The following is an 18,378-nucleotide window of genomic DNA, read 5'->3' as shown; positions in this document are numbered from 1 at the left end:
TTCGCCTCCTTAAAAATCGAAAAAATATAATCGCTTATCATAATAAGTATAACGCAAATGTGATAATATTAGGATTGAAAACGATTTAATTGTTTCAAAATAATATATAAAATAATAATATTAGTTATAGTTCGACAAGGAATACCACTGATAAAAAGTAAGCAAAATGATAGACAAAAAGATTCAAAGTCGGTATGATATGGATAGTAAAAATTGTTCGAGGAGGAAGAGAGAAATGGCTGAAAGTAAGCAATATGATGTTGTAATTATTGGTGCTGGGCCAGGTGGAATGACCGCGGCAATGTATGCCTCACGTGCAAACCTATCTGTCTTGATGCTTGATCGTGGAATTTACGGCGGAAACTTGAATAATACTGCTGAAATTGAAAATTACACAGGATTCAAGAGTGTTAAGGGCCCTGAACTTGCCCAACAAATGTATGAAGGTGCAACTCAGTTTGGCGCAGAATATGCTTATGGAACAGTAACTAAAGTAGAACTTGATGGTGACTTAAAGAAGATCACTACTGACATGGATGAAACATATACTGCAAAGGCGGTTGTTATCGCTACTGGATCTGATCAGCGCCACCTCAATGTTCCAGGAGAAGAAGAATTTGGTGGCCGTGGTGTTTCATACTGTGCAGTTTGTGATGGAGCCTTCTTTAAAGGAAAGCATTTAATCGTTGTTGGCGGTGGTGATGCGGCTGTTGAAGAGGGAGTTTACTTAACGCAATTAGCTTCCAAAGTAACAGTGCTTGTTCGTCGTGATGAGCTCCGGGCTGAACCAATTATTCAAGCAGAAGCGATGAATAATGACAAGATTGAGTTTGTTTATAACACTAGTGTGACTGAAATTGTTGGGGATGATATTAAAGTAACAGGTGTTAAAACTCATAATAATAAGACTGGTGAAGATGGTGAAATGGCTGCAGATGGTGTCTTCATTTATGTTGGTAATTTCCCAATGACAGCTGCTTTTAAGAATTTAGATATTCTTGATGATCAAGGCTGGGTAAAGACTGATGAGCGAATGCGGACAGCAGTACCAGGTATTTTTGCCATTGGGGACGTTCGTGAAACACCATTACGACAGGTTGCAACAGCTGTTGGTGATGGAGCGATTGCTGGCCAGCAAGTTTACCAATACATTAAATCGATGGATTAATAAAAAAGGTGTTAGAGAAAAGCTCTAGCATCTTTTTTTATTTAGTGGTATAGTTTTGATTAAAATTTAGTTAGAAAAGGAGGGCGATTACCATTGGAAAATGATGAAAAAATAAAATTATTACAGAAGTTAATTCAGATTGATACAGTAAATGGTAACGAAAAGGACGAAGCAAGTTATATTAAAAGGGTCTTAGAAGATCATCATATTTCCTGTGAATTAGTTCCTTTCGCACCCAACCGCACCAATCTAATTGCGGAAGTTGGTGATGAAAAGGGGCCGGTACTCGCTCTTTCTGGACACTTAGATACGGTAGCTGCAGGTGATTTCCAAAAATGGACATATCCGCCATTTGCTGGCCAATTAGTAGACGGTAAAATCTATGGTCGGGGAGCAGTTGATATGAAGTCGGGATTGGCAGCTATGGTGGGTGCTTTAATTGAGCTTAAAGAAGCAGGTTTGCCAAAACATGGAAAGGTTCGCTTGATTGCCACTGTTGATGAAGAAGTTGGTGGTCAAGGTTCTCTGGAAATGACTGATAAAGGGTACGTTCATGATGTTGACGCAATGGTAATTGGGGAAGCAACTACTGGTCAAATTGAATATGCTCACTGTGGCTCCTTTGATTATATTGTTGAATCTCATGGGAAATTGGCTCATAGTTCGCAGCCGGAATTAGGGGTAAATGCTGTTACAAATCTAGTGAAATTTATCAATAAAGAATCAAAGGCGTTTGACGATGCAGCAGTAAGTCCCACCCTAGGAAAATTAATTCATAGTGTGACTGTCTTTCATGGTGGTGACCAGTTAAACTCAATTCCTGATTACGCATATTTGAAGGGAAATGTTCGCACGATTCCAGAATGTGATAATCGGGAAACAGAAAAAAGACTACAATCAATTATTGATGAATTAAGCAAGGAGACAGGGGTTGAATTAAAACTGAAGATAGTTGCTAGTTTTATGCCAGTTGTTACGAATAAGCAAGACCGCTTTATTAAACTTGCTCAAACGGCAATTAAAAAAATTAGCGGAAAGCAACCCCAAGTAGTTGTTTCTCATGGTGCGACTGATGCGTCTCGGTATGTTTTAGATAATCATCAATTTCCGATAATCGAATATGGACCTGGAAATGAAAAGTTATCACACCAAATTGATGAACGTATTGCGCTTGATGATTATTTAACTGCTCAGCAAGCTTACGTTGAAATTGCTAAACAATATTTGAATAATACTAAAGACGATGAACAGGCTAGTAGTTAAGCATGACCGTAAAGAGACTCCGGCTGGTGGAAAAGGAGCTTTTATGCTAATGAATCACACCTGGGAGTAAAGATTTTTTGACTGAAAGAAGAATCCGGGAGTCACCCGTTATCACAAAGAGTTTCGTCGCAAATGACTGAACTTAATGAGGCAGTTGCTGTGAGGTAGCTGTGAAAAAAGGTGGCACCACGCATACTAAATACGTCCTTTGAAGATTTATTCTTCAAGGGGCGTTTTTTGATAAAGGAGAAGATACGTATGAAGAAAAAGATAATTAATTTCGGATTAGTTTTAATATTGCTTTTACCTTTAATTGTTTTTGCAAGTGGCTTTAAGATTCAAAATGAGAATTACCGGGCGAACCACACAGATACGTGGGAAAGAATAAAGAAGCGAGGAACATTACTTATCGGGGTTGATGATACCTTTGTTCCGATGGATTTTCGAAAAAAGAACGGTCAATTGGTTGGTTATGATGTTGATTTATCTCGCGCAGTTGCGAAAGTTTTAGGATTAAAAGCTGATTTTCAGTCAATTGATTGGTCAATGAAGGAAACCGAATTAAAAAATGGCACAATTGATTGTATTTGGAACGGTTATACAGCTACTCCATCCCGACAAAAACGAATTGCATTTAGCAGAGTTTATGAGCTATCTGGCCAATCATTAGTGGTACGAAAAGATAGTAAAATTAAAAATTTCGCGGATATGAAAGGAAAAACGTTGGGGATTCAAGAAAGCTCAACCGCCCAAACAGATTTTGACAAATATCCCCAAGTATTGAAGAAACTAGTTAAAGGACAAAAGCCAATTCTTTATCAAGATAACTCGAGTGCTTTCATGGATCTGCAAGCAGGCCGTACACAAGGAGTACTTGCCGGCACTGTCTATGCAGGCTATTACGCTACCCACATTGCTAATAGCAATAATTATAAATTGATTCCAGCAACGAAATATCCTGCAGACCGGGTTGCGATTGGAATGAGGAAGGGGGACCGGACGCTTATTAAGAAAATTAACTACGCTCTTGGGGTTCTTCAAAAGGATGGTACCTTACGACGGATTAATAAAAAATGGCTAGGAATTAATAGTAATTATTTGGGACCGGTTGCTGAATTTCAAAAATCCAACAATAATCGTTAATGATTTGCTAAAATTTAATACAACAAGAACTAAGGAGGTTTTTTAATGGGTGCAATCAAATGTAATGATACATTAGCGGTGTCAATTCATCGGATTCGTAATTCAGATTTAAACGAACACGGGACAGTATACGGGGGACGAATCTTGGAATTGATTGATGGGCAAGCCTCAGTAGCAGCAATGCGAGTAGCTCGGACAACAGTTGCAACAGTGTCAATGGATGAGATCCAATTTCTGCGACCATTTGACCTTCAAGATTCAATGTGTATGGAGGCATACGTTACCGGCTTTGGGAAGCGATCCATTGAAGTGTTTACAAAAGTAATTGGCGAGCACTTGATGACCGGTGAACGTTTCCTCGGCTTTTATTGTTTTATGACTTTTGTAATTCTTGATCCTGAAAAACAAACGGCATTTAATAAATTAATTCCAGAAACTGAAGAGCAAAAGACGTTAATGGCAACATATTCTCAACGTGTTAAGCAACGTCAAATTCAACGGCAAAAACAGCAAGAATTTCTGCCTCATATTTCAATTTCCAAGCCATGGTAAAACTTTAGTAAATTTTTAAGTAAAAAGCGACAGATAGCATTTTATGCGGTATACTAAAAAGCAGAGTATGACATAAAGGAGACATTATTGTGAGCTGGAAAGATACTTATAAGGTTTGGCAAGAACGAACAGATCTTGAACCAGACTTAAAGCAAGAATTAGCTGCAATGAGCGACGATAAAGAAATTGAAGATGCCTTTTACGGTCCACTATCATTCGGAACTGCAGGAATGCGGGGACTAATGGGACCAGGAATTAACCGGATGAATGTTTACACTGTCCGTCAAGCAACTGAAGGTTTGGCAACTTTAATGGATTCATTGGGTGATGATATTAAAAAACGAGGAGTCGCTATTGGTTACGATTCTCGGCACAACTCCCGTAAATTTGCTCATGATGCTGCTCGTGTATTAGGTGCTCATGGGATTAAGGTTTACATCTATGACAATTTACGCCCAACACCTGAATTGTCATTTGCAGTTCGTCACATGGGAACTTATGCAGGGATCATGATTACCGCTAGTCATAACCCTAAGGAATACAATGGTTACAAGATTTACGGTGAAGATGGCGGACAGATGCCACCTAAAGAATCTGACATGATGACAGGTTACATCCGTAAGATTGATGATATTTTTGACATTGCTTTAGCTGATGAACAAGAAATGCTAGACAATGGTTTGGAAACAATTATGGGTGAAGATGTTGATGCTGCATATCTTGCTAATGCTAAAGGCGTAACTGTTAACCCTGAATTAGCTAAGGAATACGGTAAAGATATGAAGTTTGTTTTTACCCCATTATGCGGAACTGGTCGAATGCTTGGTGAACGAGCATTGCGTCAAGCTGGTTTTACAAATTATGAAATGGAACCAACTGAAGCACAACCGAATGGTGACTTCCCTGGGTTGGAACATCCTAATCCAGAATTCCCAGAAGCATTTGTTCGTTCCATTGCCCTTGGTAAAAAGGTTGGTGCAGATGTGTTGATCGCTACGGACCCTGATGCTGACCGGCTTGGATGTGCAGTTCGTCAACCAGATGGTGAATATCAATTGCTAACTGGTAATCAAATTGCTTCTATCATGCTTGCCTACATTCTCGAAGCGCATAAACAAGCGGGAACCTTACCAAAGAATGCTGCTGCGGTAAAATCAATTGTTTCTACTAACTTCGCTGCTAAGATTGCAGAAAGCTACGGCGTTGAGATGATCAATGTTTTAACTGGTTTCAAGTGGATTGCTGACCAAATTCATCAATATGAAACTGGCAAAGCTGATCATACCTTTATGTTCGGTTTTGAAGAAAGCTATGGTTACCTTATTAAGCCATTTGTTCGTGACAAGGATGCCATCCAATCCTTAACGTTACTTGCTGAGGTTGCTGCTTATTACCGTAGTCGTAACATGACCCTTTATGATGGCTTACAAGAATTGTTTAAGAAATACGGTTACTTCCGTGAAAAGACAATTGCTAATACTTATGCTGGTATTGATGGTCCAGCTAAGATTAAGGCTTTAATGAAGAAGTTCAGAGAAGAAGCCCCAACTCATTTTGCAGGTCATCAAGTAGTAGTTACTGAAGATTTCGCTAATGGGACTAAAACTACAGCTGATGGCAAAGTAAGTGAATTAGGTATCCCAGAATCAAATGTATTACGTTACATTCTTGATGATGATACTTGGATTGCTATTCGTCCATCGGGAACTGAACCAAAGCTTAAGTTCTACATTGGTACAAGTGCTGATACCTTAGATAAAGCAAATGAAAAATTAGCTGATTTTGAAAAAGCTTTACAAGAGTTTGCTGAATAATAACTGAGAGGGACTGTGACATAAGTTAAGTTACTTTCATAAAAAAGCAAATACGCAGTACAACAATGGCCTCTAACGTCCGGCAAAACCGAACGTTAGAGGCCTATTGTTGCTTGCAGGGGCTCGAAAACGAAGTCACAAGTGACTTCTGTCTCGCTCTCTGTTTTTATATACGATATCGGGGATGTCAATAAGACTAAATTTCCCCTCACCTTTCTTGAAATTTCGCCAAAAAATTGTATGATTGTACAAATTAATTATTTTTTGGGAGGAATTCATCATGGGAATGCATGAATATCTGAAAAGTTTAAGTGACCTCGAAATGATTAACCGTGCTCCAGGATATTTTAAATTTGAAGAACACAATGTGGCTGCCCATTCATTTAAAGTAACGCAAGCAGCCCAAATGCTTGGTGATATTGAAGAACAAGCCGGAAATGAAATTGATTGGCGTTCTTTATATGAAAAAGCTCTTAATCATGACTATACAGAGCGCTTTATTGGTGACATCAAAACGCCGGTAAAGTATGCTACTCCTGAATTGCGCTCAATGCTGGCGCGGGTTGATAAATCATTAACAGAAAACTTTATTCAATCTGAAATTCCGGCTGAGTTCCGGGCAGCTTATGAACGCCGATTTGCGGAAGGGAAAGATGATACTTTAGAAGGTAAAATCCTTGCAGTTGCTGATAAGATTGATCTCATGTATGAATCATTTGGCGAAATTCAAAAGGGTAATCCTGAACCAGTTTATATGGATATTTATAAGTCGAGCCTGACAGCAATTATGGATTTTCGTGATATGGCCAGTGTCCAGTATTTCCTTAAGAAGATTTTGCCAGAATTATTAAAAGATAATGCAGATAGTAATGCGAAAAACCAATTAGCGATTATTACTACGCAAATTATTCAACAATAATTTATGCTTTTAGACTTCCTTTTATCAAATAGTTGATTTTTGCAAACGCTTTCTTATAATAGAAGTAGAAGGTAAAAACTAACAAGGTAAAAGGAGGCGGCAAGGATGACACCAAGTTTATTTGCAGGAACATTTGCAATTTTAGTATTATGGTTAATCGTTGATATTATCTGGGAATTGAGTCGCCCAAGAGACATTGTGATGCGGCGTCTTTGTGCTTGGCTTAATCTTATTGCGATTATTGGTGGTTTTTCCGTATTTTATGGAGTAACCCATTTTGATAATGCTAATCTTGTTCCGTGGTTTATTTGTTTGAATTGGATTAATGTTGTTGCCGCGGGCTTACAATTTTACTTTGGTTACTTTCGGCACAATTAAACGATAAATAAAATATTTTAAGAAGTGAGTGAAAATGGTCTTGTTTGGAGAGATTGGTTTCTACTCACTTTTTTACTGTAAATTTATAGACGAATACATGTTTGGGTGATAAACTAATAACAGTAAATAATAAATAGTTAGTGATAAGTGGGATGCGGTAATTTATGAAGTTGCGATTCCACTTTATTTTATTTAACTGCGACGTAAGGGAGGAATTTCTTTTGATTTACCGGCAACCAGATAAAAAATTTGAACTAGTATCAGAGTACAAACCAACCGGCGATCAGCCCCAAGCAATTAATCAATTGACAAAGGGGATTGAAGATGGTGAAAAAGCTCAAATCTTATTAGGAGCAACAGGAACAGGAAAAACATTTACAATCTCAAATGTGATTGCCAATGTTAATAAGCCAACTTTGATTCTTTCCCATAATAAAACTTTAGCTGGACAGCTCTATGGTGAAATGAAAAAATTCTTCCCTCACAATGCGGTTGAATATTTTGTTTCCTACTATGATTACTATCAACCGGAAGCATATGTTCCATCAAGCGATACTTATATTGAAAAAGATGCGTCAATTAATGATGAAATTGATAAGCTGCGGCACTCTGCAACCACTTCCTTATTGGAACGAAATGATGTAATTGTCGTTGCCTCTGTTTCTAGTATTTTTGGATTAGGGGATCCTCGAGAATACCAAAATAGTGTCCTTTCTTTGCGTGTTGGTCAAGAAATTGAACGTGATCGATTGTTGACCGAACTTGTAAATATTCAATTTGATCGCAATGATATTGATTTTCAACGGGGACGTTTCCGCGTTCGTGGTGATGTAGTTGAAATCTTTCCGGCATCGCGTGATGAACGGGCATTGCGGATTGAATTCTTTGGAGATGAGATTGATCGGATTCGTGAAGTTGATGCGTTGACAGGCGAAGTGATTGGTGACCGGGACCATGTTTCTATCTTCCCAGCTACTCACTTTATGACTAATGAAGAAGTCATGGATCGAGCATTGCCGCAAATTGAAGCTGATATGAAGAAACAAGTAAAGAAGTTTACTGATGAGGGAAAGCTTCTTGAAGCAGAGCGGATTCAGCAACGGACAACTTATGATATTGAAATGATGCGTGAGATGGGCTATACCAATGGAATTGAGAATTATTCGCGTTACATGGATGGTCGAAAGCCCGGCGAACCTCCCTATACCTTATTAGATTTCTTCCCTAAAGATTTCTTATTAGTTGTTGATGAATCCCACCAAACTATGCCGCAAGTACGGGGAATGTATAACGGGGACCGAGCGCGGAAACAAATGTTGATTGATTATGGGTTCCGCTTACCGAGTGCTCTTGACAATCGACCATTAAAACTACCAGAATTTGAACAACATGTTAATCAAGTTGTATATATGTCTGCAACCCCAGGCCCATATGAAATGGAACAGACAGACCACGTTGCTCAGCAAATTATTCGACCGACTGGGTTACTTGACCCAACAGTCGAGGTTCGCCCGGTAATGGGACAGATTGACGACCTAGTTGGTGAAATTAACAAACGTATTGAGAAGAATGAACGTGTTTTTGTTACGACCCTGACGAAAAAGATGTCCGAAGACCTTACTGATTATCTAAAGGATATGGGGTTAAAGGTCAAATACCTTCATAGTGATATTAAGACTCTTGAGCGGACGCAAATCATTCGTGATCTCCGTCTTGGTAAATTTGATGTTCTTGTTGGAATTAACCTCTTGCGGGAAGGGCTGGACGTTCCAGAAGTATCCTTGGTCGCCATTCTTGATGCCGATAAGGAAGGCTTTTTACGTAATGAACGTTCACTTATTCAGACGATTGGTCGCGCGGCCCGGAATGAGAATGGGGCAGTAATTATGTATGCTGATACCGTGACTGACTCGATGCAAAAGGCAATGGATGAAACAAAGCGGCGACGGACGATTCAGATGAAATACAATGAAGAACATCACATTACGCCGCATACAATCATCAAGCCAATTCAAGAAGCAATTACTGTTACTAAGAAAGCAACGGATGAAGCTGAAGTAGATAACAGTGCTGAATTTACTGACAAAGATTTTGCAAAGCTAGATAAAGAGGCCCAAGCAAAGATGCTTGATGAATTAACAGAGCAAATGCGCTCTGCTGCTAAACGCCTTGACTTTGAACAAGCTGCTACGCTTCGTGATACGATAATGGAATTAAAGACAAAAGCAAAAAAATAGAGGAGGGATTATTTCGTGGCAAATGATAAGATCATAATTCATGGGGCACGGGCTCATAACCTAAAAAATATTGATATTACTATTCCGAAAAACAAGTTAGTCGTTGTAACAGGCCTATCGGGTTCTGGAAAGAGTTCTTTAGCTTTTGATACATTATATGCAGAAGGACAACGACGCTACGTGGAAAGTTTATCGGCTTATGCGCGGCAATTTTTAGGCCAGATGGATAAGCCAGATGTAGATTCGATTGACGGGCTATCTCCAGCAATTTCAATTGACCAAAAAACAACATCCCATAATCCGCGTTCAACGGTCGGAACCGTGACTGAAATTAACGATTTTCTCCGCTTACTATGGGCACGGGTTGGTACACCAATTTGTCCGAACGATAATATTCCAATTACTAGTCAGTCACCAGAACAAATGGTGGATCGGGTACTAGAGTTGCCTGAACGGACACGCCTGCAGATTCTTTCACCAGTTGTTCGCGATAAAAAGGGCACACAAAAGAAAGTCTTTGAGGCAATTAAGCGTGAAGGATTTGTCCGGGTTCAAGTAGATGGCGAAACTTATGACCTTGATTCAGTCCCTGAATTAGATAAAAATAAAAAACATACGGTTAATGTCGTGATTGATCGAATCATTATCAAAGAGGGAATTAGGTCGCGGTTATTTGACTCCTTTGAATCGGCACTCCGCTTAAGCGATGGTTATGCAATTGCTGATGTGATTGGTGGAGATCCAATTCCATTTTCTGAACAATATGCCTGTCCCATTTGTGGATTTACAGTTGGTGAATTAGAGCCACGGTTATTCTCCTTTAATGCTCCTACTGGTGCTTGTCCAGAATGTGAAGGGTTAGGATTGAAACTTGAAGTAGATATTGATTTAGTAGTTCCTGACCGAACAAAGACTTTAAAAGAAGGGGCGATTGTTCCCTGGAATCCAATCTCATCGCAATACTATCCCCAAATGTTAGAACAATTCTGCAAGTCGGTTGGCATTGATATGGATACTCCTTTCAATAAGTTGCCTAAAAAGCAACAACAACAGATTTTGTACGGTAATGGTGAAACACCATTCCACTTCCATTATGAGAATGACTTTGGTGGCATTCGGGATGTCGATGTGCCATTTGAAGGTGTTATCAACAATATTAGTCGACGATACCGGGAGACTAACTCAGATTTTACAAGGGAACAAATGAGAAAGTATATGACTGAGCTTCCATGTCCGGTTTGTCATGGTTATCGGCTAAACCAGCGGGCCTTAGCAGTAAAGATTGATGGGCAAAATATCGGTGAAGTTTCCGCTTTATCAATTAGTGATTCCCTTGAATTCTTTAAGGGCATCAAACTTTCTGCACAAAAAAATGAAATTGCTAAGCCGATTTTAAAAGAAATCATTGATCGATTAACCTTTATGAAAAATGTTGGTGTTGAATATCTAACTTTAAGTCGCTCAGCACGAACTCTTTCGGGGGGAGAAGCTCAGCGAATTCGATTAGCAACCCAAATTGGTTCTAATTTATCAGGAGTAATGTATGTCCTTGATGAGCCGTCAATTGGACTTCATCAACGAGATAATGACCGTTTGATTGAGTCGTTAAAGGCTATGCGTGATCTTGGTAACACCCTTGTTGTTGTAGAACATGATGAAGATACAATGCGCGCGGCCGATTACATTGTTGATATTGGCCCTGGAGCTGGTGAAAATGGAGGCCAAGTGATGGCAGCCGGAACTCCTAAGCAAATTATGCGATCACGGAAATCATTAACTGGCCAATACTTATCAGGGAAAAAATTTATTCCAGTACCTCAAGAGCGTCGAGAAGGTAACGGTAAGAAAATTACTATTACAGGAGCGGCGGAAAATAACTTAAAGGATATTACAGTTGATTTTCCACTTGGTGAGTTTATTTGCGTAACGGGGGTTTCTGGTTCAGGGAAGTCAACCCTTGTTAATATGATTCTCAAAAGGGTCTTGGCACAAAAATTGAATAATAATTCAGCAAAACCTGGTAAGTACAAGTCAATTAGTGGAGTTGAAAATATTGAGAAAGTTATCAATATTGATCAATCGCCAATTGGTCGTACTCCACGAAGTAATCCTGCAACTTATACGGGAGTCTTTGATGACATCCGTGAATTATTCGCTCAAACCAACCAAGCTAAAATGCGCGGTTATACAAAGGGGCGTTTTAGCTTTAATGTTAAGGGCGGACGCTGTGAAGCATGCCGTGGGGACGGAATTATTAAAATTGAGATGAATTTCTTGCCAGATGTTTATGTGCCATGTGAAGTTTGCCATGGAACACGTTATAATTCTGAAACACTTGAAGTTGAATACAAGGGCAAGAATATTGCTGAGGTCCTTAATATGACTGTTTCGGAAGCTCTTGAATTCTTTAGTGCGATTCCAAAAATTAAGCGCAAACTGCAAACTATTGAAGACGTTGGGCTGGGTTATGTTCACCTTGGTCAACCAGCAACTACTCTTTCAGGTGGAGAAGCTCAACGAATGAAATTAGCAGCTGAACTTCACCGGCAGTCTCACGGTAAGAGCTTCTATATTTTAGATGAGCCAACTACTGGATTGCACATGGATGATATCAAGCGCTTATTAGCTGTCCTGCAGCGGTTAGTCGATGCGGGAAATACTGTTTTAGTGATTGAACATGATTTAGATGTTGTAAAATCAGCGGACTGGTTAATTGACCTTGGCCCTGAAGGAGGAGCTGGTGGAGGTAATGTTGTCGCTACCGGAACACCAGAGCAAGTAGCAGAAGCAAAGGGAAGCTACACTGGTAAATATTTAAAAGAGATGCTCGAACGTGATCAAAAATGGGCAGAAGAACGAGAAGCCAAGCAAAAAAAGTAGTTGCAATCTAATTCTTCTAATGGTATTCTAATAAAAATTAAAGTACACGAAACGAGGGAAAAGAAATGTTATTTTTTAATAATCAGAATCAACAATTTTCTTCCTCCTCAGCCTCTAACTCTATTAAGGCTGAGTGATTTTGGTGTACCCAATCAATAGGTTTATACAGACTCGGGTTCTCTATTAATCATTTGGCGTGACCAAATTGCATTAATAGATGGTACCCGGGTTTTTATTTTGCCTAATATTAAGAATGGAGGAATGATGATGAATCAACAACCAACAGATGAACTAAAAAGGTCGCTTGGATTTTGGTCCGCTATTTCGATTGTTGTTGGGACAATTATTGGATCGGGGATATTCTTTAAACAAGGATCTGTTCTTGATAGTGCTGGTACATCTACGCTTGCAATTGCAGCCTGGGTATTTGGAGGAATTATTACTTTAACTGGTGGATTAACAGTGGCGGAAATTGGTGCCCAAATGCCATATACGGGGGGATTATATGTCTATATTGAAAACTTGTATGGCCGTCTTTTAGGATTTTTAGCTGGCTGGATGCAAGTAATTGTTTATGGACCAGCAATTATTGCTTCAGTTGCCGGATTTATGAGTATTTTAATGGCAAACTTCTTTGGTTTAGGCTCCCAGTGGCGGATACCTTTAGCAGTAATTACGGTGATTGCAATTGGCGTAATGAACCTTTTTGAAAATAAAGTTGGGGCAATTTTTTCGATTATTACGACTGCCGGAAAAATGATTCCAATTGCGGCAATTATTATCTTTGGTTTGTTCTGGGGACATCAAGATGCTTTTGGTCAAACAGTTACCGAAATTCACCAATCAACTGGTGGTTTTGGGGTAGCAGTTTTAGCAACCTTATTTGGTTATGATGGGTGGATTTTGATTGCAAACCTTGGGGGAGAAATGAAAAATCCCCAAAAATTATTGCCACGAGCTATTATTTTAGGGATTACTGCCGTTCTTATTATTTATACTTTAATTACTGTTGGGATTCTTAAGTTCCTACCTGTTAATACTATTCATCGGCTAGGTGAAAATGCAACTGCATACTTAGCAGTGAAAGCCTTTGGCGCAATTGGAGGAAAATTGCTGTCAGCCGGAATTATTATTTCGATGATGGGGACTTTAAACGGGAAAATGATTACTTTTCCCCGGATTGTATACGCAATGGCGCGTCGTCATGATTTGCCATTCTCACGCTATCTCGCATATATCACGCCAAAGGGGAAGTCACCAGTAGTCGCAACGATGTTTATTATCATTCTTGCAACGATTATGATGTTCTTCTTTGACCCTGATCACTTATCAGATTTGTGTGTATTTACTGTTTATTGTTTCTATCTTTTAGCATTCTTTGGGATCTTCATTTTAAGACATAGAAATAAGGGACCTCGCCCATTCAGCACGCCACTTTATCCCTTAGTGCCAATTATTGCGATTGCTGGTGGAATCTTTGTCCTAGTAAGTGAAGTTATGAATGATCCAGCTGGTGTAATTCTTTTTATCGGAATCGTCATCGTAGGATTACCAATCTTATATATTGTTAAACGGATGGATCAACGACGGATGCATTAATTTTTTTAGGCTAAGCGTGACTTGGCCTTTTTTATTGCTTAAATAAGACACACCCGGCTTGATGTGATAGAATAGTTGGGTAGCTGTATGCGAAAAGAGGAGCTAGTGATGGTAGATAAAAAATTAAAAGTAGTAATTATTACAGGGATGAGTGGTGCGGGAAAAACCGTTGCCGTTCATAGCTTAGAAGATTTAGGATATTTCGTAATTGATAACATGCTTCCTGGATTGGCAGAACGTTTTGTTGATGTGATAGAAGATTCGGGAGAGTTTGATAAAATTGCCATGGTAATGGATATGCGTTCACGTGGATTTTACGATGAGGTTTTACCAAACTTTGAAAAACTGAAAAAGCGGACTGATTTAGATGTGAAACTACTCTTCTTAGATGCTAATGACGTCACATTAATTTCACGTTATAAGGAAACAAGACGTTCTCATCCTTTATCTCCGCAAGGTCGGATACTTGATGGAGTAGAATTAGAACGGAAGCTTTCAACAGATCTTAAGAGTCAAGCAGATATAGTAATTGATACCACTAATGTGACACCACGAAATCTAAAGTTAAGGCTTAATAAATTATTCGGACAAGGTGAAGGCAATGACTTTTATGTTGAAGTAATGTCATTTGGGTTTAAATACGGGTTGCCACTTGATGCGGATATCGTAATGGATGTTCGTTTCCTCCCTAATCCATTCTATATTCCAGAATTAAAGCACTTAACGGGAAATGATCCAGCTGTTCAAAATTATGTTATGCAGAGTCCGCTGGCTAAAGAATTTTACCAGCATTTACGGTCGCTCTTGGAGATTGCTCTTCCGGGTTACATTAAGGAAGGAAAGAGCAGTCTAACAATTGCAATTGGATGTACAGGTGGTCAACATCGGTCAGTAACTATTGCTAATAAATTATCTGCTGATTTAAAAGAAAAGGGATATAAAGTAAATACTTACCATCGCGATATTGAGAAGGCAAAGTAAAGAGGAGTTTTAATTATGTTGCATAAACCAAAGATTGTAGTGATTGGTGGAGGGACTGGTCTACCGGTTGTCCTTCGCGGGTTGCGAGATCAAAACGTTGATGTTACGGCAGTTGTAACAGTAGCTGATGATGGTGGTTCTTCAGGAATTTTACGAAACTATATTAATGTGGTTCCACCTGGTGATATTAGAAATGTTTTAGTGGCATTATCAGAATTACCAGATCTCGAACTTGATATTTTTCAATATCGTTTTAAGAGTAGTGACCAGTTCTTTGCCGGGCATGCGATTGGTAATTTAATTATTTCTGCTTTGTCTGAAATGAAGGGTGGTATTTTTACCGCTGTTCAAGAGTTATCAGAAATGATGAAGATTAATGGACATATTTATCCTGTTGCTAATGAGCCGTTGACTTTAAATGCTGAATTTACAGACGGTACAAAGTTAAGTGGCGAATCGGAAATTACGGCCGCCCATAAGCAAATTAAACGGGTCTGGGTAACACCTTCTAAAGATAATGATGGGCATCCTGCTCGTCCTGTGTCAGAGGTTATAACAGCAATAAAGAACGCAGATCAAATTGTCCTTGGCCCTGGAAGCTTATTTACTAGCATCCTGCCAAACTTGATGATTTCTGAAGTAGGGCAAGCTGTTTGCGAAAGTAAGGCTGAAGTTGTCTATATTTGCAATATTATGACGCAAAAAGGTGAAACGGATAACTTTACAGATGCTGATCATGTTCGGGTATTAAACCATCACCTTGGGAAGAATTTTATTAATACGGTCTTAGTCAATATTCAACCTGTTCCAGAAAATTATCTTGATTTTCAGGAATGGAATGAAATTTCTCAACCAGTTAAGCATGATTTCCAAGGGCTACGAGCACAGCATTGTCGTGTAATTAGTTCAAATTTTCTACGGCTAAAAGACAATGGTGCCTTCCATGATCGCGATAAAGTTGTAGCAGAATTAATGAATCGACTTCACCAAGTTCACGAGTAGTTAGGAGACTGATGCTAGATGTCATATGCAAGCGAAGTAAAGAAGGAATTAACGGGAATTACTGTTCATCGGGATAATGCAAAGGCGGAATTGATGGCCCTTATTCGGATGAACGGGTCGATTGGCATTGCTGACCACCAATTAGTTTTGAATGTTCAGACTGAAAACCCGGCAATTGCGCGACGAATCTATTCACTTTTAAAACAATTTTACGGGGTAGAAAGTGAAATCGTGGTTCGTCGTAAAATGAAATTAAAAAAGAATAACCAATATATAGTTCGCTTACGCTATCATGCACAACATGTCTTAGATGATCTTGGTATTTTACAAAATTATCAAATTAAAGAACAAGTACCCGTAGAATTGCTTAAGGATGAATGGATGGTCCGTTCATATCTAAGGGGTGCGTTTTTAGCGGGGGGATCAGTGAATAATCCTGAAACTTCTCGCTACCACTTGGAGATATACTCCCTTTATGAGGAACATAATGAGATCATTGCTCAGATGATGAACAAGTTTGGTTTGAATGCTCAAACAACCGCTCGCCGTAGTGGTTTTATCGTTTACTTGAAAGAAGCGGAAAAAATTGCTGATTTTATGTCATTAATTGGTGCAACTAATTCAATGCTTCAATTTGAGAATGTTCGAATTGTACGAGATATGCGGAATTCAGTTAATCGATTAGTAAATTGTGAAAATGCTAACCTGAATAAGATTGCGAATGCGTCAACGCGCCAAATCGAAAACATTGAATTTATTGATTCACGAGTAGGTCTTAGCAGCTTACCTGATAAGTTGCGGGAAATTGCAGAAACGCGATTAGCCCATCAAGAAGTTAGTCTAAAAGAATTAGGGGAATTGGTTCCTGGTGGTCCGATTTCCAAGTCGGGTGTTAACCATCGTTTACGTAAATTGAATGCTTATGCTGATGAGTTGCGTGCATCGCAGGTTAAACAATAAAAAACCTTTGAGGATAAGAAAAAATGGCTCTTTGTCAAGAAGTACTGATGAGAAAATAAAATAATTTTACTAAGCAGCTTGTGCCTGGACTTTGGCATGAGCTGTTTGTTTATTTCGCCAATTTATTGCGATATAGGTATTTGGTAATGCAAGAAGAATTCTAATCCGGAAATTAAAGAAATTACGAAAGCCATAAGCAGTTCGTTTAATAACTTTAATTTTATTATTGGTTCCTTCAACAGGACCGTTTGTATAGGTGTCATATTTGAAACTATTATAGATTTCTTGTTTATGACTACGAAGGGTACGCTGAACTTTCTGTAGTGCTTGCGGAAGGTGTGTCCATTTAATTACGAGTAAGTTTTTTAATTCTTCCTTCCTACGATGAGCAATCGCCATAATTAAGTCTTGATAGTATTCATAAGCTTTTTTTAACTCATTATCAAAACTTAGGAGACGGTGAATAACTTCAACATCGGTTAATTGAGCGTAACTAAAGTTACGTCTTGACCAATAATTATTATATTTAAGCTCATTAGCAGGTGTTAAGAGTAATTTCCAAAAATGCTTAAGTGCACGCCACTCATGAGTGGCAGCACCAGCACGATTCATTACTTGAATCCTGATTTTATTTAATGCACGATACGCTTGAGCAACGATGTGAAAATGATCAGCGATAATTATAGCGTGAGGGAAGAGTTCATGAATTAAGTGACGATATGGAGTGTATAAGTCAACTGTTACTGTTTGAACTGCTAGGCGTGCTGAACGGTCATATCGAAGAAAGTAGTTCCGCAAATAACTATTTTTTCGTGACAGGATAATGTCAAGTGTCCGTTTATTTTCAATGTTCATTAGAATCATACTCATTCCACTGGGCGCAAAGCGACCAGATTTAAAATCATCAAAAGCAATATGGCGAGGCAACCAATGATAGTTAGGTTTGAAGAATTGATCAAGGTTTGTAATGACTCGTCTAATTGTCCAGTTCGAGACATTTAGTTCTTTGGCTAAATCACTTTGTGATTCATTTTTCGTCAGAAGCATCATGGCTCGTTGTTTTATCGCCAAAGAGATATGATCATGATAATTAATATCTCTAACAGCCGCTAATTTAGTAATTACTTCAGGACAAGAAGAGGAAGCTTTACAGATATATTTTTGCTTTTTAATCGACCAGATTGTTGGTTTAAAGTGAAGTTCTGGTCCCAAGCAATTAACTGTTTTATAGCCATTCTTACACATTAAATGTCCACATCGTGGGCAATGCATAGGATAAGTTTGGATAAGATGGACAATGATTTGATTAGGTTGATCTTCAATTGGATTATCAAAGTTCTTTTCATCTAGTTTGAGATAGGGATCTTTAATTCCTAAGATAGTTCTGATAGAATTGTTCATGAAAGATGGTCCTTTCTTAACGAAGACGGGGTCCAACCATCTTTCGCTTTTTTATTTTAAATTTTAAACAAATAAAGCACT

14 protein-coding genes are annotated in these 18,378 nt (G+C 38.7%); 13 read left to right on the top strand and 1 reads right to left on the bottom strand.

Annotated elements, in window-relative coordinates:
• Positions 1 to 235: 235 nt before the first annotated feature.
• The 13 genes from trxB (at position 236) to whiA (ending at position 16,896) form a co-directional block, all read left to right on the top strand.
• Positions 236 to 1,168 (top strand): thioredoxin-disulfide reductase, encoded by a 933-nt coding sequence (gene trxB, locus LMC10_RS05475; RefSeq protein ID WP_134988613.1) that lies wholly within the window; start codon positions 236 to 238, stop codon positions 1,166 to 1,168.
• Positions 1,169 to 1,261: 93 nt separating this feature from the next.
• A complete protein-coding gene (locus LMC10_RS05470) occupies positions 1,262 to 2,431 on the top strand; it encodes an ArgE/DapE family deacylase (RefSeq protein ID WP_229269142.1) in 1,170 nt (389 codons plus the stop codon).
• A 258-nt stretch (positions 2,432 to 2,689) separates the two neighbouring features.
• Complete coding sequence (locus LMC10_RS05465) at positions 2,690 to 3,574, top strand: amino acid ABC transporter substrate-binding protein (protein WP_229269141.1); 885 nt, start codon at positions 2,690 to 2,692, stop codon at positions 3,572 to 3,574.
• 45 nt (positions 3,575 to 3,619) lie between these two features.
• The gene (locus tag LMC10_RS05460) at positions 3,620 to 4,126 is read left to right on the top strand and encodes an acyl-CoA thioesterase (RefSeq protein WP_003670450.1); all 507 of its coding nucleotides are present in this window, start codon (positions 3,620 to 3,622) and stop codon (positions 4,124 to 4,126) included.
• A gap of 89 nt (positions 4,127 to 4,215) precedes the next feature.
• Positions 4,216 to 5,940 (top strand): phospho-sugar mutase, encoded by a 1,725-nt coding sequence (locus LMC10_RS05455; protein ID WP_229269140.1) that lies wholly within the window; start codon positions 4,216 to 4,218, stop codon positions 5,938 to 5,940.
• 280 nt (positions 5,941 to 6,220) lie between these two features.
• Positions 6,221 to 6,859 (top strand): YfbR-like 5'-deoxynucleotidase, encoded by a 639-nt coding sequence (locus LMC10_RS05450; RefSeq protein ID WP_065532660.1) that lies wholly within the window; start codon positions 6,221 to 6,223, stop codon positions 6,857 to 6,859.
• 105 nt (positions 6,860 to 6,964) lie between these two features.
• Positions 6,965 to 7,237 carry a hypothetical protein gene (locus LMC10_RS05445; RefSeq protein ID WP_003670446.1) on the top strand — a complete coding sequence of 91 codons (273 nt, stop codon included), beginning with the start codon at positions 6,965 to 6,967 and terminating at the stop codon, positions 7,235 to 7,237.
• A 221-nt stretch (positions 7,238 to 7,458) separates the two neighbouring features.
• Entirely contained in the window at positions 7,459 to 9,474 is a 2,016-nt protein-coding gene (uvrB, locus tag LMC10_RS05440) for an excinuclease ABC subunit UvrB (protein ID WP_324294080.1), read from the top strand.
• A gap of 15 nt (positions 9,475 to 9,489) precedes the next feature.
• Positions 9,490 to 12,354, top strand: a complete 2,865-nt coding sequence (uvrA, locus tag LMC10_RS05435; RefSeq protein ID WP_229269138.1) for an excinuclease ABC subunit UvrA — start codon at positions 9,490 to 9,492, stop codon at positions 12,352 to 12,354.
• 267 nt (positions 12,355 to 12,621) lie between these two features.
• Entirely contained in the window at positions 12,622 to 13,953 is a 1,332-nt protein-coding gene (locus LMC10_RS05430) for an APC family permease (RefSeq protein ID WP_229269137.1), read from the top strand.
• Between the two features lie 108 nt (positions 13,954 to 14,061).
• Positions 14,062 to 14,934: an RNase adapter RapZ gene (gene rapZ, locus LMC10_RS05425; RefSeq protein WP_324294054.1), complete on the top strand. Its 873-nt coding sequence runs from the start codon at positions 14,062 to 14,064 to the stop codon at positions 14,932 to 14,934.
• Between the two features lie 15 nt (positions 14,935 to 14,949).
• The gene (locus tag LMC10_RS05420) at positions 14,950 to 15,936 is read left to right on the top strand and encodes a gluconeogenesis morphogenetic factor MgfK (protein WP_229269135.1); all 987 of its coding nucleotides are present in this window, start codon (positions 14,950 to 14,952) and stop codon (positions 15,934 to 15,936) included.
• A gap of 18 nt (positions 15,937 to 15,954) precedes the next feature.
• Complete coding sequence (gene whiA / locus LMC10_RS05415; protein ID WP_065867871.1) at positions 15,955 to 16,896, top strand: DNA-binding protein WhiA; 942 nt, start codon at positions 15,955 to 15,957, stop codon at positions 16,894 to 16,896.
• Positions 16,897 to 16,965: 69 nt separating this feature from the next.
• Here whiA and LMC10_RS05410 read toward each other — a convergent pair whose 3' ends face one another.
• Entirely contained in the window at positions 16,966 to 18,297 is a 1,332-nt protein-coding gene (locus tag LMC10_RS05410; RefSeq protein WP_229268889.1) for an ISL3 family transposase, read from the bottom strand.
• Positions 18,298 to 18,378 lie beyond the last annotated feature (81 nt).

The sequence above is a fragment of the Limosilactobacillus reuteri subsp. simiae genome (assembly GCF_020784875.1).
GTDB classification, from domain to species: Bacteria; Bacillota; Bacilli; order Lactobacillales; family Lactobacillaceae; genus Limosilactobacillus; species Limosilactobacillus reuteri_H.
Note: the sequence above shows the minus strand (reverse complement) of the source record. Positions and strands in the feature narration are given on the sequence as shown.

What these genes read in the sequence shown, in the direction of transcription:
- whiA (WP_065867871.1), top strand. Translation starts at nt 15,955, where the DNA reads ATGTCATATGCAAGCGAAGTAAAGAAGGAATTAACGGGAATTACTGTT.
- LMC10_RS05445 (WP_003670446.1), top strand. Translation starts at nt 6,965, where the DNA reads ATGACACCAAGTTTATTTGCAGGAACATTTGCAATTTTAGTATTATGG.
- rapZ (WP_324294054.1), top strand. Translation starts at nt 14,062, where the DNA reads ATGGTAGATAAAAAATTAAAAGTAGTAATTATTACAGGGATGAGTGGT.
- trxB (WP_134988613.1), top strand. Translation starts at nt 236, where the DNA reads ATGGCTGAAAGTAAGCAATATGATGTTGTAATTATTGGTGCTGGGCCA.
- LMC10_RS05450 (WP_065532660.1), top strand. Translation starts at nt 6,221, where the DNA reads ATGGGAATGCATGAATATCTGAAAAGTTTAAGTGACCTCGAAATGATT.
- LMC10_RS05465 (WP_229269141.1), top strand. Translation starts at nt 2,690, where the DNA reads ATGAAGAAAAAGATAATTAATTTCGGATTAGTTTTAATATTGCTTTTA.
- LMC10_RS05420 (WP_229269135.1), top strand. Translation starts at nt 14,950, where the DNA reads ATGTTGCATAAACCAAAGATTGTAGTGATTGGTGGAGGGACTGGTCTA.
- LMC10_RS05410 (WP_229268889.1), bottom strand. Translation starts at nt 18,297, where the DNA reads ATGAACAATTCTATCAGAACTATCTTAGGAATTAAAGATCCCTATCTC.
- LMC10_RS05430 (WP_229269137.1), top strand. Translation starts at nt 12,622, where the DNA reads ATGAATCAACAACCAACAGATGAACTAAAAAGGTCGCTTGGATTTTGG.
- LMC10_RS05460 (WP_003670450.1), top strand. Translation starts at nt 3,620, where the DNA reads ATGGGTGCAATCAAATGTAATGATACATTAGCGGTGTCAATTCATCGG.